Source organism: Streptomyces sp. NBC_00461 (assembly GCF_036013935.1).
In the GTDB taxonomy this organism is placed as follows: domain Bacteria; phylum Actinomycetota; class Actinomycetes; order Streptomycetales; family Streptomycetaceae; genus Streptomyces.
The window spans coordinates 7,849,794-7,865,293 of record NZ_CP107902.1; the positions used below are offsets into that span (position 1 = coordinate 7,849,794).

Sequence of the window (15,500 nt, forward strand, 5' to 3'; positions counted from 1 at the left end):
GGTGGATACCTCCGCCGGCGGGAAGCGGGTCCTCGTGGCGGCGCTACTCGGGCACTTGGCCGGTGCGGTGGGACAGCGTGCCGGGCGGCGTGGGGGCGTGCCCGGGCTCCCCCGGGGTCGCTCGGGCGAGTGCGGAGCCGTACAGGTCGTAGCTGCGGCGGTCGTGCAGGCGGTCCAGGGCCTCCGCGAGCACGCGCTGTTCGCAGGTGGCGACCGAGTCGGGCAGCGACAGGCCGAGGCGGCGGCCCAGGCGGTGGAGCACCGCGGACGGCCAGGCCGGATCGGCCAGGAACGGGTCGGTGCCGGCCAGCGCCTGTTCGCGCCAGACCCCCAGACAGCCGGCTGCCGCCAGGACCATGGTGTAGCGGTCGGCGAGCGCGAAGTTGCGCGGGCTGCCCAGCGCCCCGCGGTCGCCGGGGTCGATCTCGCCGAACGCCCTTGCCAGATCCGCCAGTTCACCGGTGAAGCCGCGTGCCAGCGAGCGAAGCAGGGGCCAGTCCTCGCGTCCCGGAACGGTGACGTCGGCCGACTCCAGCCACTCGGTGCACGCGACCAGCGTCGCGGCCAGCGGATCGCTGTCGCCGAGCAGGGACAGGCGCGGCAGATCGAACGGCGGCAGATCCTCCTGGGGCCTGAACAGCGCGGCGGGCGCCTCCTTTTCGGCGAACCAGCTGTGCCGGGCGAAGTGCGGCAGCTGCGGCAGGATGCTGACCTGCCGGCCCGCGCTGCCGGCGTGGCCCAGCGAGGTGACGGGCAGGTCCCGCAGCTGCTTCTGGAACATGCCGTACGCCCCGCTCACCGCGAAGCTCTCCTCGCCGAGTACCGCCGACATCTCGTCCATCGTCTCGGCGGCCAGCCGCGGCGCCAGATAGGCGGCCGACGCCGCGTACACGCTCATCTGCCGCGGCAGCAGATGCAGCGACCGGGTGGCGACCAGGGCGAGGCAGTCGATGAGCAGCAGATCGAGGAAGGCCCCCGTCAGCACGTCGCGCACATGCCGTACGTCGAGCGAGGAACGGCCGTCGTTCCGGGGCCGGGTGGCGAAGGCGGCCACGGTCCGCAGCGCGGTGTCGACGCCCGCGAGCACGATCGACGGGATGAGGCCGCGGATCATCAGGGAGGACCGCAGCGACAGTTCGTAGCCGTCGCCGACCCCGCCGACCACGGTGCTGTCGGGCACCGTGCAGTCGGTGAACGCCAGGCCGCCGAACTCGGCGCTGCGCATACCGGTGGTGGAGTGCCGTTCGAGGTCGGTGATCCGGTCGGCGGGCAGGGCGGCGCGGTCGAGCACCAGCACCGAGTGGCTGCGACCCCCGCCCGGGGCGTCCGACGTACGGGCGAAGACCACCAGGCCCCGGGAACGCGCCGCGTTGGCGATCGCCGTCTTGCTGCCGTTCACGGACAGGCCCCCGGCGACGGGCCGGGCGGTCAGCTCGTCGCGGACGAAGTCGTTGCCGTGCGCCACCTCGTGCCGTGCGACGGCGACCCGGTCGCCGCCCAGCAGCAGCCCGGCGACGAAGCGCTGCTGCTCGGTGGTGCCGGCGGTCCATACCGGTACGGCGGCGAAGAAGCAGCTGAGGCCGTGGCCGAAGGCGACGGAGGCGTCCCGGCGGAACAGCGGGCGCAGCAGGCGGCCGAGGACGTCCATGCGCCGTAGACGGCCGCCGAGTTCCTCCGGTACGAACTCGCTGTTGAGGGCGAACGCGTCCAGGACCTGTTCGGCGCCGGGCACCGGCTCGCCTGCGGCGTCGGCGGCCAGGAGGGCCGTGCCGCCCAAGGGGTTCTCGGGGTCGTCGAGGGGGCCGAAGGCGGATTCCAGGGCGTCGATGCGGGTGCGTTCCGCGGAGGGTGCCGAGTGCTCCGCGGGGAGGGCCGCGATCTGCCGTTCGGCGTCTGCGGGCTCCTGGGGGCCGGTCGCGGCCCGCGGTGGAGCCGCATCTCGACACAGCCCGGCGCCACTTCGGGGCGCTGTCATCGCAGTCCCCTTTCCGGCGCAGCCCGTCGTATGAGCCGCTCGATCTCCGGGTCGACCCACTGGTGCAGGGCGGTGAGTTCGCCGTTGAGGAACATGCGGCGCATGGCGGCGCGTTCGAGCTTGCCGCTGGTGGTGCGGCGGACCGTGCCGGGGCGCACCAGAAGCACTCCGCCGGCGGACACGTCGTACTGGTCGTGGAGCCGTCGCTGGACGCTGGAGGTGAGTTCGGCCAGATCGACGCCGTAGCGGCTGCGGGCCCGCAACTCCTGTACGACGACGACGCGTTCGCGTTCGCCGGGCACCCCGAACGCGGTGCCGGAGCCGAACAGGGCGCTGACCTCGCGCACCGTGCGCTCCAGGTCCTGCGGGTAGAGGTTGCGGCCCGCCACCACGATCATGTCCTTGATCCGGCCGGTCACACAGAGCCGCCCGTCGACGAGGGCGCCGAGGTCCCCGGTGCGCAGATAGCCGCCCTCGCCGTCCTTGATCCGTCCGCCGAAGGTGTCGGCGCTCTCCCTGGGCCTCGCCCAGTAGCCGCGGGAGACCGTCTCGCCGCGCACCCAGATCTCCCCGACCAGGCCCTCGTCGAGCGGCTCCTGGGTGTCCGGATCGACGATCCGCACCTCCGCGCCGGTGGCCCGGCCGCAGGACACGACCTCGGCCACGGCCCCTGCCGCGCCCGGCGGCGCGGGCAGCTTGTGGGTGTCGAACCCCCCGGCGGAGCGGTCGCCGGAGACCAGTAGCGTCGCCTCGGCCAGGCCGTAGCACGGCACGAGCGCCTCGGGCCGCAGTCCCGCGGGGGCGAAGCGTTCACGAAAGGCCCGCAGGGTGGCGGCGTTCACGGGTTCGCCGCCGCTGACGGCGACCTGCCAGCCGGACAGGTCGAGGCCGGCGAGCTGGCTGTCGTTGACACGGCGCACGCACAGGTCGTACGCGAAGTCGGGGGCGCCGCTGACGGTGAGGCCGTAGCGCGAGATGGTCTCCAGCCAGTGGGCTGGGCGCTTGACGAAGGCGAGGGGAGAGAGCAGGACGGCGGTGCCGCCGAGCCACAGGGCGTGCAGCAACTGCCCGACCAGGCCCATGTCGTGGTGCAGCGGCAGCCAGCCGCCGATCCTGGCACCCGGTACGGTGCCGAGCGCCTCGTGGATCGCGCGGTGGTTGGCGAGCAGCGCGCGGTGCGTCACGATCACCCCGCGCGGCTCGCGCGTCGAGCCCGAGGTGTACTGCAGGAACGCCACGTCGTCGGGCTCCTGCCGCGGCGGCTGCCACGGTTCGCCGTCGTCCGCGACGGTGACGTCCATGACGTCGGCGTCGGTGGGGACGCAGGTGATGTTCCCGTGTCCGGTGCGCGCCATCAGCTGGGTGACGTCGGGAGCCTCGGCGAGCGAGGTCAGCACACAGCCGGCGGCGGCGTCCTTGACGATGCCCGCGATGCGCTCGTCGTGCCGGCCCAGGTCCCCGGGCGGCGCGGCGGGCACCGCGATCACGCCCGCGTACAGGCAGGCCAGGAAGGCGATGCCGAACAGCTTGCGCGAGGTGTGCAGGATCAGTACGCGCTCGCCGGGTGCCGCGTGACGCCCGATCCGGACGGCCACGATGCGCGCCGCCCGGTCGAGTTCGGCGTAGGAGAGAGTCTCGGGCCGCAGTGCTCCGTCCCACTCGGTGAGGAGGATCAGCGCCTCACGGTCGGGTGACTCGGCGACCCTGCCGCGCACGATGTCGGTGAATGTCCGATGGCCGGTCAACGCCCTCCCCTTTCGCTGTCGGATTCCGCTGTCGGGTTCTGCAATCGGATTCCGGTGTCGGGTTCCGCTGTCGTGTGTCGGTGACATGGGGTCCTGGTCCCGGGGTCATCTCCCCGGCCAGGGCGGCGAGCCATGGCTCGCGTTCTTGACGGTCCAGTCCGCGTACGCCGCCTTCGTCTCCGTCTCCGGTTCCGGCCCGCGGCGCGCGAGGGCGAGCAACACGGCGGTGACCGCAGCCAGTTCGGCCGCGTCGGGCCGGCCGCGCACCACGGTGATGTGCGTCTCGTCGGTCATGGAAACAGCGTGCATGCCACACCTTGAGCGGCCCTCGCGCCCCGAACGCGACCGAGCCGAGGACCAGAGGTCCTCGGCTCGGCTCTCGCTCGGGCGCGGCCCGGAGCGGTCGTCTCAGTCGATCACGCGCTCGTAGGCCACATGCCGGGTCCGCTCGACGACGACCTCGGCGCCCAGGCCCAGTTCGTGCTGGGCCGCCAGCGCCGGTGCGCCGCCCAGCGCCCGGTCCAGGGACCCGGCGTCCCGCCACCACAGCACGCCCGTGTAGTGGGTGGGGCGCAGCAGTGAGCGCAGCAGGTCGCTGCCGCCGAAGCCGCCCGCCTCGGCGAGGGCATCGGTGAGATCGGCGAACCGCCGCTCGAAGGCGCGCCAGTCCCCGCCGACCCGGGCGCGCAGCAGGGCCACGCTCTCCGTGCCGACGACAGCGTTGTCCCTCAGCACCCGGGACACGCTCACGGCCTGGTCGACCTCCGTCTCCACGAGTGGCTCCAGACGCTCGACGTGCACCAGGAAGGTGTCGTCGTGCACCGTGTCGAGGAAGGCGCGCAGGGTGCGCCAGTGCCCCAGATGGACGTACACGTGCGGCCGTTCGGCCAGGCGCAGGGTCACCAGGAAGTCGAAGTCGCTGCGGCGGCGAAGGAATTGGGAGTGCGCACGGAACAACCGCTCGAAATTGTCGGTGTCACCTTTGACCTCGAAGCGGTTGATGACCGTGACGGGGCCCGAGAGTTCACGTCCGGGCATGCACTTCCTCCGCGAATTGCTTGGCGTGGCGCAACGTGGTGGAGCTGTTGGTGCCCAGGGCCTTGCGGACCAGGGCCCTGGCCTCGGCGAGCGTGGCCTCTGGACCCAGTGCACTGCGCACGCCCTCCGGGTCGAGCACCACAGTGTGCCAGGAGGTGACGGTGAGGGTCTCGCCGTCACCTGACGGTTCGATGGTCCAGCGTCCCGTGTGCACCCGCATCGCCACCGGCACACGCAGCTGCTTGTACACGATCTCCCCGCGGTCCTCGAAGCACACCCGGACCGAGGTCGTGTTGTGGAGGGAGCCGTCAGGGCTGCGGGTGTCCATGTCCATGTGCTGGATGCCGGGTTCGTCCTCGGTCAGGGCGAGCCGTGCCACGTGCGGGAGCCGCTCGGGCCAGAGATCGGCACGGTCCAGGAAGGCGTACACGTCGCCGGCCGCCCCGGCGACCGTCACCGAGTCGCTGAAGGTGAAGCGGAGTTCCCCGGCCGCTTCGCCGAGTTCCGCCGCGTTCTTCAGGGCGGCCAGCTCGGCGACGCTGTTGCGGTCGACGGCGCGCTCGATCAGTTTCCCGGCCTCCGGGTCGTCGCCGACGGCACGGTAGTCGTGCAGGAGCACCACCCGCGTCGTGCCGTCCTCCAGGGGCTCGATGCGCCAGGTGCCGCCCATCGAGGCGACGGGGGCCGCCGACACCACCTGGCGGAAGGTGACGACCCGGGCCCGCGGGTCGAGCGTGCGGCGCGAAGTCCAGGTACGCACCTGCTCGTTGGCGATCGCCCAGATACGCAGCAGCTGCTCGCCGGTGCCGGTGGTCCCGGTGCCGGTCCCTTCCCGGGCGGCGCGGCTCTCTTCGAGCACTTCGACATGCACGGTGGGTCCGAACACCTGGGGCCAGGCGGTGACATCGGCCACCAGCGCGTAGACGGCGTCCGGCGGGGCCGCCACGGTCACGGAGTGCTCGGTGACGTGAGTGCCGGTGACGGGGGCGGAGTCCGGTATGTCGCTCGTAACGGTCGTCGCCACGGCGGTCCTTCCTTCGGTCGTGCCGTCCAGGACGGCGATCAGCAGATTGGCACAGGTGCCTTGAGCCCACCTCGACGGCGGGTGGAGGGCGGCTGGATCACATCGAGGGCCGGGCCGGTGCCGGGGCCGCGGTCAGGCCCAGCCGGGCCGTTCGGTGATCTCGACGACGGCGCAGCCCCAGCTGTAGCCCGCTCCGACACTGATCAGTACGCAGCGGTCGCCGGGTTCCGCCTTGCCGGACACCACCAGGTGATCGAGGCTCGCGAACTGGTCGCCCGCGCCGAGATGGCCGACGGTCCGGCTGAACTCCCAGGTGGTGCGGGCCGGTTCGATGCCGAATGGCTTGTAGTAGATGGACTGCAGCCGACGGCGCCCGAAGTGCGGGAGCACCACCCAGCGTGCGTCGCCGAGCTCCATCCCGGCGTCGGCGAGAGCCTGCTTGAGCACGGTCTGCTGCCCGTTGTGCGCCCGGGTGATGGCGTACGACATGCCCACCCGGCCGACGAAGGCCCGCTTGGCCTCCTCGAAGTCCACCGGCATCCGGCTGCCGAACGGCGCCGGCGTGAAGGGCTCGTCGCCGCGGTGCAGGGGCTCCAGCGACGGATCGGCGTGCAGCGCGAGGGAGACCAGCCGGGCGAAGCCGCCGCGCCGGGAGAGCACCAGGGCGCAGGCGCCGTCGGCGTAGGGCGTGCCGGGATCGGTCTGCCAGCGGTCGATGCCCGGCGGGCAGAAGCGGTCGGCGCAGGTCAGGAGGGCGTCACCGTGTCCGTGGCCGGCCGTGAGATAGGCGGTGGCGAGGTCCAGGGCGGCGAGGCCCCCGTTGGACATCTGCCGGATCTCCAGCGCCGGGCAGTTGTTGCCGAGGGCTTCTCGCTGGATGTACGAGCCCACGGGCCACAGGTCCTGGCCCTGGTGGTAGGTGTCGGCGTGCAGCAGCAGATCCACGTCGGCGGGGACGCTGCCCGCGCGGGTCAGCGCGGTCCTGGCGGCGTGCGCCGCCATCTCGGCGGCGGACTCGTCCGGCGAGTACGACACCGACACGGCGCCGGTGGCGGTGGCGAGGCCCGGCGGGCAGTCGCCCGCGGCCACGGCGTCGTCGATGCGTAGACGGGACGGGAGACGTACGGACGTCGCCCGCAGGTGGATGTCTTCCACGCGCACAGCCGCTCCAGAGGGTTCGAGAGGGTCAGCCGGCCGGTGCGGCCACCAGGGCCTCGGCGCCGTGCCGCCGGCTCGGACGGTCGGACAGGACGTAGTGGACGGCGTCGAGCAGTGCCCCCAGGGCCGCCGCCGTCGCGTGCCGGTCCACGGCGACGGTGCCCCAGTGCCGTTCCCCGTACCGGAACGACAACAGGACCCGTGTGGACGGCGGTCCGTCCGGCTCGTCGGCGCAGAGTTCCCTGACCCGGTGCTCCACGAGGCGCAGCCCGGCCAGTTCGGGGAAGACCGGGTCGAGGGCTTGGTGCACGGCGGCGTCCAGGGCGTGCACGGGCTCCCTGCCCAGGCCGGTGGCGGTGCGCGAGGTTCCCTCGACACGCAGCCGCAGCGAGGCCCGCGCGCCGCCGCTCTCCCCGTCCAGGGCCACCTGCCACCCCTCGACTCCGAACGGCGGCCGTGGGTCCTGCTCCAGCAGTTCCGCCCGCAGCAGCAGGGCGAAGGAGGCGTCGGCGGACTCGAAGCTGTAGCCGCGGCTCTCCAGTTCCTTGACCCGGGCGGCGGCCCGGCCCACCGCCTCGGAGCCGGCGCTGACGTCGTAGCCCAGTTCGCGCGCCTTCAGCTCGACGGAGGAGCGGCCGCCCATGTCGGAGACCAGGACGCGCATGGCGTTGCCGACCCGGCCCGGGTCGATGTGCTGGTACAGGCCCGGGTCCACGCGCAGGGCCGAGGCATGCAGCCCCGCCTTGTGGGTGAAGGCCGCCGCGCCGACGTACGGCGCCGCCGGGGCCTCGGGGATGCCGGTCACCTCGGCCACGGCCCGCCCGGTGGACGCCAGGTCCGCCAGGCGCTCCAGGGGGATCACCTCGCGGCCCCGCTTGAGGACGAGGTTCGCCATGACGGTGAACAGGTTGGCGTTGCCGCAGCGTTCGCCGTAGCCGTGCGCGGTGCCCTGGGCGTGCACGGCGCCCGCGTCGACGGCCGCCATGGTGTTGGCGACCGCGCAGCCGGTGTCGTCGTGGCAGTGGATGCCGATGGTCGCGCCCGTCATGGCGATGGTGTCGGCGACGACGGCCTTCACCTCCTCGGGCAGCGAACCGCCGTTGGTGTCGCACAGCACCACCGTCTCGGCGCCGGCCTCCGCGGCGGTGCGCACCACCTCAAGGGCGTACTCGCGGTTGGCGACGTAACCGTCGAAGTAGTGCTCGGCGTCCAGGAAGACGCGGCGTCCGGCCAGCACCAGATGCCGCACGGTGGACCGGATCATGGCGAGGTTCTCGGCGAGCGTGGTGCGCAGGGCCCGGTCCACGTGCGCGGTGTGGCTCTTGGCGACGAGCGTCACCACGGGCGTCTCCGCCGCGAGCAGCGCCCGCACCTGCGGGTCCTGCGACACGGGGACGTCGGGCCTGCGGGTGGCGCCGAAGGCCGTCAGAAGGGCGGCCCTGAGGTCGAGTTCGGTGCGTGCCCTGCGGAAGAACTCGGTGTCCTTCGGAATCGCGCCGGGCCAGCCCCCCTCGATGAAACCCACGCCGAGGGCGTCCAGGCTGCGCGCAAGGGCGAGCTTGTCGTCGACGGTGAGCGCGAGGCCCTCCATCTGGGTTCCGTCGCGCAGGGTCGTGTCGTAGAGCTGGAAGCTCTGGTCCGCCATCGCCCCTCCTTCCTGTCGGCCTGCGCAGTTCGCTGCGCGGCTTGTGCCAAGGGTCGGGGCGTTGGCTTGACGGGGACCGGAGTGGAGCTTGAACGCGTTGCGGGGTGCCCCGACGGGTTGTCTGGCGGGTGCGGGCTTGTGTGTGTGTGGGGGGGGGGGCTGGTCGCGCAGTTCCCCGCGCCCCTGAAAGATGCGCAGTTCCCCGTGCCCCTGAAAGATGCGCCGTTCCCCGCGCCTCTGGAGGGGCGCTTCCGCTCGGGCATGCCTGTAGGGCCGGCGGCTGGTGTGCCGTCCGGCCCCGCAGGGGTGTGGGATTCAGGAGGCCGGGGTGGGTTCCGGCTCCTGCGTCGGGTCCTCCTGGCGGAGGCGCTTGGGGAGGGCGAACATCAGGAGGAACACCGCGGCGGCGATCCCGATGAACGTGGTGAGCAGGGTCTGGAAGCTGTCGGCGAAGGAGTCGCCCACCTGGTCCTTGCCGTACGTGGCGAGGACCGCGGCGGTCTTCGGATCCTGCAGCGGCTCGGCGGCGCAGCTCGCCGGCAGGACGGAGGCGTCCTTCTCCTTCGCCCGGTCCACGGCGCAGGTGCGGTAGGCCGTGGCGATCCGGTCCGCCGCGTCCGGGGTCACCTGGGCGCTGGCCACCAACTCCTGGCGCAGCTGCGGCAGTTGGGCATCGACGTTGGCGGTGGTGTTGCCGACCATGCCGCCGAAGAAGACCACGCTCACCAGGGCGCCGCCGATGGCGAAGCCGAGCTGGGTGTTGGTGTTGACCACGCCGGAGGCCGAACCGGCGTGCTCGTGCGGCACGTCGGAGGTGACGATCAGCGGCAGCGGAGTGGCCACGGTGCCGAAGCCCAGGCCGACCAGGAACAGCGGGATCGCGATCTTCCAGGAGGTGACATCGCTGCCGTACTTGCCCGCCACGTAGACGTACGAGCCCAGACCGGCCATCAGTACCAGGGCACCGATCTGCATGGCCTTGCGGCCGAACTTGGGCACCAGGATCATCACGGACGAGGTGGCGGTGAGGAAGGCGCCGACGCAGAACGGGAGGCTGGTGAGACCGGCCCGCATCGGGGACCAGCCCTGGCCGACCTGCATGTAGAGCGTCCACCCGATGGTGAACATGCCCATCCCCGCGTAGAAGATCAGGTTCACGGCGAGGCCCGCCGAGTAGCTGCGGGTGCGGAAGAGACCGAGCTCGACCAGGGGCGAGCCGTCACGGCGGGTCCTGACGCGCTGCCAGGCGACGAATCCGGCCAGCACGAGCAACGACGCGGCCATGGAGACGTAGCCCCATGCCGGCCAGCCCAGCTCGCGGCCCTGCAGCAGCGGGAAGACCAGCATCACGAAGCCGATGGTCAGCAGCACCGCGCCGCGGATGTCCAGCTTGAGCGCCTGCGGCGCCTTCGACTCGGTGATGACCTTGGCGCCGTACACCAGCCCGACCAGCCCGAACGGCACGTTGACCAGGAACACCAGGCGCCAGTCGAGGCCGAACAGGTTCCACTGGACCAGCAGGCCGCCCAGTGCCAGGCCGAGCGTCGCGGCGAGGCCGCCGACCAGGCCGTGCAGGGCGAAGGCGGTGCCGCGTTCCTTGTCGGAGAAGGTGACGTGGATGATCGACAGCACCTGCGGCACCATGACGCCGGACGAGGCGCCCTGGATCACCCGCGCCAGCACCAGCTGCCACGGCTCCTGGGAGAGGCCGGCCGCGAGCGAGGAGAGGGTGAACCCGGCGACGCCGACGAGGAACACCTTCTTGCGGCCGTGGATGTCACCGAGCCGCCCCCCGAGGATCAGGGTCAGGGCGAAGGCGAGCTGGTAGCCCACCAGAACCCACTGGATGGCCGAGTACCCGGCGCCGAGGTCCCGCTGCATGGAGGGCGCCGACACGTTGGCGATGGTGCCGTCCAGCAGATCCAGGAAGGCGGAGACGAGCAGCACCAGCAGCGCCGCCCAGCGCTTGGGATCCAGCGGCTTGTCCCCCGCCGTCGGATCCACGCCCGTCTTCCTGCTGTCCACCTCCGTCTCGACGGACGGAGCCTGTTCGGAGGAAATAGCCATGATGTGGCCTCTTTCAATACTTGGGGGGTTGGACTTGCTGGGGCCTTGCGGGGATGAACTCGTGGGGAGGGGTGGGGTGTTGGCGGGCAAACCCGTCGCCCACCCCGCAGGATGACGGCAGTCAGTGGAGTTCAGCTTGAGTCCTGCTGAAGCGCGGCGCCGGAGCCGCGGGCCCACTCCCTCTGGCCTGGTGGTGGGGGTGCGCCGCCGCCTCCGCGACACTGAGGACCGGCGTCACACACGCCTCCGTTTCCTCGAAGCGACGGGCCCATTCGTCCCGGCTCCGGGTGCGGATGCGATGGGCGAACACCCGGCGCAGGGAAGGCCAGTTGACGGGATCGCTGCGGTCGGGCAGCCGCTCGGGATCGAGCTCAAGGCCGTCGAGCAGAGCCCGGTAGAACCGCTCCTCCAGTGCGCCGACGGCGACATGACCGCCGTCCGCGCAGGCGTAACAGGTGTAGAAGGGCGCGCCCCCGTCCAGGAGGTTGACCCCGCGCTCGTGCCGCCACTGGCCGCTTCGGGCCATCGAGGTCAGCATGCCGAGCATCGCGCCGGCCCCGTCCACGATCGCGGCGTCCACGATCTGACCCCGGCCGGAGGCCTGCCGCTCGAACAGCGCCGCCAGTACCCCGGCGACCAGGAACATCGCGCCGCCCGCGAAGTCGCCGAGCAGGTTGACCGGCGGCACCGGGGGGCCGCCGGCCTCGCCGATGGCGTGCAACGCGCCTGTGAGCGCGAGGTAGTTGATGTCATGGCCCGGGGTCATGGCCAGCGGCCCCTCCTGGCCCCAGCCGGTCATCCGGCCGTACACCAGGCGGGGGTTGCGGCCGAGGCAGACGTCCGGGCCGATGCCGAGCCGCTCCGCCACGCCCGGTCTGAACCCCTCCACCAGGACGTCCGACTGCTCCAGCTGCCGCAGCAGCCAGTCCACGTCACCCGGGTCCTTGAGGTCCAGTTCCATGGAGCGGCGCCCACGGTCGAGTTCGCCGTGCCAGTCCGCGAACGAGCGGGCGCCGTCGGCCCGGTCGATCCGCACCACATCGGCCCCCAGGTCAGCGAAGATCATGCAGGCGAACGGGGCGGGCCCGATCGCCGCTAGCTCCACGACCCGCAGGCCGTGCAGCGGTCCTGTGCCTGTCGCCATCTGCGGCTCCTTCGTCGTCGGCGGCACGCTGCAAGCCGGTCCTGGAACCCGGGCACAGGCACACTCGCGCCGCACTCGAACCCGCCGGTCGGTGCATCCTCCAGTCGTGTTCGAGGCCGCGCTCCTAATCTCCGCGGGACACCTAGGACGTACGCGATCCGGGAGGACCAGCGATGAGCAGGGGCGTCACGCCGTTCCGTGTGGCATTCGACGAGGCGGATCTCGCCGATCTCAAGGACCGCCTGGCCCGGACCCGCTGGCCCGAGGCGGAGACCGTGGACGACTGGTCCCAGGGGGTGCCGCTGGCGTATCTGAAGGAGCTGGCCGAGCACTGGCGGACCGGCTACGACTGGCGGGCCACCGAGGCGCGGCTGAACGAGCTTCCGCAGTTCCGCACCGAGATCGACGGCCTGGGCGTGCACTTCGTGCACGCGCGCTCCCCCCACCCGAACGCGTTGCCGCTGCTCGTCAGCCACGGCTGGCCCGGCTCGGTCGTCGAGTTCCTCGATCTGGTACGTCCGTTGACGCACCCCGAGAACCCTGCCGACGCCTTCCACGTGGTCTGCCCGTCGCTGCCCGGCTTCGCCTTCAGCGACAAGCCCGCCACCACCGGCTGGACGGTGGAGCGGACGGCCGCGGCCTGGGCGGAGCTGATGGCCCGCCTCGGCTACGACCGCTACGCGGCCCACGGCGTGGACTGGGGCTCGTTCCTCACCGGCGTGCTCGGCGAGACGGACGGCGCGCATCTGGTGGGCATCCATCTGGCCATGCCGTTCGCCAGGCCCCCGCAGGAACAAGTCCCCCTGGACGAACGGGACGTGGCGGGCCTCGCCGCGCTCAAGGAGTTCCAGCAGAACGAGGGCGGCTACTCGGTGCTCCAGGCGACCCGGCCGCAGACCCTCGGGTACGGGCTCACCGACTCGCCCGTCGCCCAACTGGCCTGGATGGCCGAGAAGTACTGGGCCTGGACCGACCACGACGGCGACCTGGAGAAGGTGATCCCGCGCGAGCGGCTGCTGGACTGCGTGACGCTGGCGTGGCTGTGCGGCACCGGTGCCTCCTCGGCGCGCATCTACTGGGAGAGCCACAACAAGATGGCCCTCGCGCCCGTGTCCGTGCCTGCCGCGCTCGCTGTGTTCCCCAAGGACGCCCGGATGCCACGCGCCTGGTGCGAGGCGCGCTTCACGGATCTGCGGCGCTGGACCGACCACGCCAGCGGGGGGCACTTTCCGGCGTTGGAGCAGCCCGGGCTGCTGGTGGACGAACTGCGGTCCTTTTTCCGTGCGTTGCGGTGACATCCCGCATCCCGCATCCCGCATCCCGCATCCCGCTGAAGCGCCGCAGTGCGGCAGCGCCGATGCGCCGCGACACGCCGCCCGACCGAGGAGCCGCCATCGTGCCTGACACACACAGCGTCGAGGACCTGCCGCCCTTCCCCTTTCCCGGGTCGAGCTACCGGGGTCCCGCGCCGCTGTTCGCCCGGCTGCGGGGCGAGCGGCCGGTCGTCCGGGTGGCGTGGCGGGGCGGGGGCCACGCCTGGCTGGTCACCCGGTACGCGGACATCAAGGCCGCGCTAGACGACCCCGCGCTCAGCCGGGCCGCCGCCTACGCCCCTGGGGCACCCCGGTTCAGTGGGCTTTTCCAGGCGCCACCCGGAATGATCATCTCGCTCGACCCGCCGGACCACACCCGGCTGCGGGCCCTGGCCGAGCAGGCGTTCTCGGGGGAGCGGATCGAGGCGATGCGGCCGCGGGTGCGCGAGCTGGCGGGCGGCCTGCTCGACTCGACGGAGAAGGAGGCCGCCTCGACCGGCGGCCCCGTGGATCTGGTCGCTTCCTTCGCGGCGCCGCTCGCGATGGCCGTGATCGGCGAACTGCTCGGCATCCCGGAGCCGGACCGGCCCCAATTCCACGACTGGGTAAGGCAGTTCGCCGACGTCTCGGCACCCGCCGAGCACAGCGCCGAGGGCGGGGAGAAGCTCGGTGCGTACATCGCGGACCTGGTGGCCGCCAGGCAGCAGTCGCCCGGCGACGACGTCCTCTCCGCACTCATCACGGCCCGAGGGGGCGCGGCCGGCCACGAGGGACCCGCGGACCGCCTCACCTTCGACGAGCTGGTGGGCCTCGGCTTCACCCTCCTCGGCGCCGGGTTCGACTCCTCCGCCGGACAGCTCGCCAACTTCACGCTCGCGCTGCTGGCCGACCACCCCGAGGCCTGGCGGCGCCTCGGCGAGTGTCCGCAGGAGATCCCGGCGGCCGTCGAGGAACTGCTGCGTACCGTCAACCTGAACGGGGACGACACGTCGGGCCTGCCGAGGATCGCCACCGAGGACGTCGTCATCGGCGGCGTCACCGTCCCCGCCGGGGACGCGGTCTTCCTCGCCTTCCCCTCGGGCAACCGGGACGCGGCCGTCTTCGAGCGCCCCGACCAGGTCGACCTGCGGCGCACGAGGCCTGGGCATCTGGCGTTCGGGCACGGCATCCACCGTTGCCTCGGGGCCCCGCTGGCCAGGCTCGAACTCGCCGTGGCCGTCGAGGAGTTGACCCGCCGCTTTCCCGGCGCCCGGCTCGCCGTACCGGAGCAGGAGCTGTGCTGGCGGCTGGGCGACGTGAACCACAACCTGCTGGCCCTTCCCGTCCACCTGCACCCCCAGGAGCACTCATGACCACCGAGCAACTCCCCACGACCAGCCGCGAGATCCGGCTCGCCTCCTACCCGCGGGGTCCCGTCACCCTGGACCACTTCGAGCCCGGCGAGACGCCGCTCGGCGAGCCGGCCGAGGGCTACGTCGTGGTCCGCAACGACTGGATGACCCTGGGCTCCGTCGCCCGCGACCAGATGAACCCGGACACGAAACTGCCGATCCCGGTGTTCCAGCCGGGTGTGGCCATGTGGGGCCGCACCGTGGGCACGGTGGTCAGGTCGGGCAGCCCGCTGCACGCGGTCGGTGACCTGGTCGAGCACTTCAACGGGTGGCGCGAGTACGCCGTCGGCACCGCCCACGAGTTCTTCCCGCGGGACCGCTCACTGCTGCCGGGGCCCGAGTACTTCCTGTCCCAGGGCCCGACCGCCTGGCACGGCATGGTCGGCACCGCCCGGGTCGCCGAGGGCGACGTGGTGTTCGTGTCCGGGGCCACCAACGGCGTCGGCGCCCTGGCCGGACAGATCGCCAAGTTGAAGGGCGCCGCACGGGTCATCGGCAGCACCGGCTCCAAGGAGAAGATCGACTTCCTGGTGGACGAACTGGGCTTCGACGCCGCCTTCGACCACCACGAGGGCCCGGTGGCCGAGCAGTTGGCCGAGCTCGCCCCCGACGGGGTGAACGTGGTCTTCGACAACGTCGGCGGCGAGCAGTTCGAGGCGGCGGTCCAGGTCGCGGCCCCGGGCGCGAGGTTCGCGCTGTGCGGCGCGCTGGCCGGGCAGCACGGCTCGGACGACGGCGGCCGCCCCCGGCTCGCGCTGATGTCGGCCATCACCAAGTCGCTGACCCTGCGCGGCTTCGCGACGCTCCACACTCCCGACCAGATCGACGAGTGGAACGACCGGTTCGGCGCCTGGCTGCGCGAGGGGCGGATCGTCTTTCCGCACACGGTCGTCGAGGGCGGAGTGGCCGCCCTGCCGGAGACCTTCGTGGCGCTGCTGGAACGCAAGTACAGCGGCACGGTCGTGGTGAAGCTGTCCTGACGGGGAGAGGCGGAGGCGGG

12 protein-coding genes are annotated in these 15,500 nt (G+C 72.2%); 3 read left to right on the forward strand and 9 right to left on the reverse strand.

Annotated features, from left to right (window positions below; translation table 11 throughout):
* Window positions 1-43: 43 nt before the first annotated feature.
* The 9 genes from OG870_RS36380 to OG870_RS36420 all read right to left on the reverse strand — a co-directional run bounded on the left by OG870_RS36380 (window position 44) and on the right by OG870_RS36420 (window position 11,796).
* Window positions 44-1,975 (reverse strand): acyl-CoA dehydrogenase, encoded by a 1,932-nt coding sequence (locus OG870_RS36380; protein WP_327691903.1) that lies wholly within the window; start codon window positions 1,973-1,975, stop codon window positions 44-46.
* Window positions 1,972-3,720 carry a fatty acyl-AMP ligase gene (locus tag OG870_RS36385; protein WP_327691904.1) on the reverse strand — a complete coding sequence of 583 codons (1,749 nt, stop codon included), beginning with the start codon at window positions 3,718-3,720 and terminating at the stop codon, window positions 1,972-1,974. Before OG870_RS36385 ends, OG870_RS36380 begins: the two co-directional genes overlap by 4 nt.
* Before the next feature lie 105 nt (window positions 3,721-3,825).
* On the reverse strand, window positions 3,826-4,014 hold the full coding sequence (locus OG870_RS36390; protein WP_266531621.1) for an acyl-CoA carboxylase subunit epsilon: 189 nt from the start codon (window positions 4,012-4,014) through the stop codon (window positions 3,826-3,828).
* 114 nt (window positions 4,015-4,128) lie between these two features.
* Entirely contained in the window at window positions 4,129-4,758 is a 630-nt protein-coding gene (locus OG870_RS36395; protein WP_266531622.1) for an antibiotic biosynthesis monooxygenase family protein, read from the reverse strand.
* Window positions 4,745-5,782: an aromatase/cyclase gene (locus OG870_RS36400; protein ID WP_405625351.1), complete on the reverse strand. Its 1,038-nt coding sequence runs from the start codon at window positions 5,780-5,782 to the stop codon at window positions 4,745-4,747. Before OG870_RS36400 ends, OG870_RS36395 begins: the two co-directional genes overlap by 14 nt.
* A 132-nt stretch (window positions 5,783-5,914) precedes the next feature.
* Entirely contained in the window at window positions 5,915-6,937 is a 1,023-nt protein-coding gene (locus OG870_RS36405; protein ID WP_327691905.1) for a ketoacyl-ACP synthase III family protein, read from the reverse strand.
* A gap of 31 nt (window positions 6,938-6,968) precedes the next feature.
* The gene (cimA, locus tag OG870_RS36410; protein WP_266843417.1) at window positions 6,969-8,585 is read right to left on the reverse strand and encodes a citramalate synthase; all 1,617 of its coding nucleotides are present in this window, start codon (window positions 8,583-8,585) and stop codon (window positions 6,969-6,971) included.
* Window positions 8,586-8,900: 315 nt separating this feature from the next.
* Window positions 8,901-10,652: an MFS transporter gene (locus OG870_RS36415; protein ID WP_327691906.1), complete on the reverse strand. Its 1,752-nt coding sequence runs from the start codon at window positions 10,650-10,652 to the stop codon at window positions 8,901-8,903.
* 121 nt (window positions 10,653-10,773) lie between these two features.
* Window positions 10,774-11,796, reverse strand: a complete 1,023-nt coding sequence (locus tag OG870_RS36420; protein ID WP_266531630.1) for a CaiB/BaiF CoA transferase family protein — start codon at window positions 11,794-11,796, stop codon at window positions 10,774-10,776.
* A gap of 173 nt (window positions 11,797-11,969) precedes the next feature.
* Here OG870_RS36420 and OG870_RS36425 point away from each other — a divergent pair, with 173 nt between their 5' ends.
* The 3 genes from OG870_RS36425 (at window position 11,970) to OG870_RS36435 (ending at window position 15,480) form a co-directional block, all read left to right on the forward strand.
* A complete protein-coding gene (locus OG870_RS36425) occupies window positions 11,970-13,091 on the forward strand; it encodes an epoxide hydrolase family protein (RefSeq protein ID WP_266591075.1) in 1,122 nt (373 codons plus the stop codon).
* Between the two features lie 101 nt (window positions 13,092-13,192).
* Window positions 13,193-14,461: a cytochrome P450 gene (locus tag OG870_RS36430; protein ID WP_266531633.1), complete on the forward strand. Its 1,269-nt coding sequence runs from the start codon at window positions 13,193-13,195 to the stop codon at window positions 14,459-14,461.
* Complete coding sequence (locus OG870_RS36435) at window positions 14,458-15,480, forward strand: MDR family NADP-dependent oxidoreductase (protein ID WP_266531634.1); 1,023 nt, start codon at window positions 14,458-14,460, stop codon at window positions 15,478-15,480. The genes OG870_RS36430 and OG870_RS36435 overlap by 4 nt, the downstream gene beginning before the upstream one ends.
* Window positions 15,481-15,500: the final 20 nt, after the last annotated feature.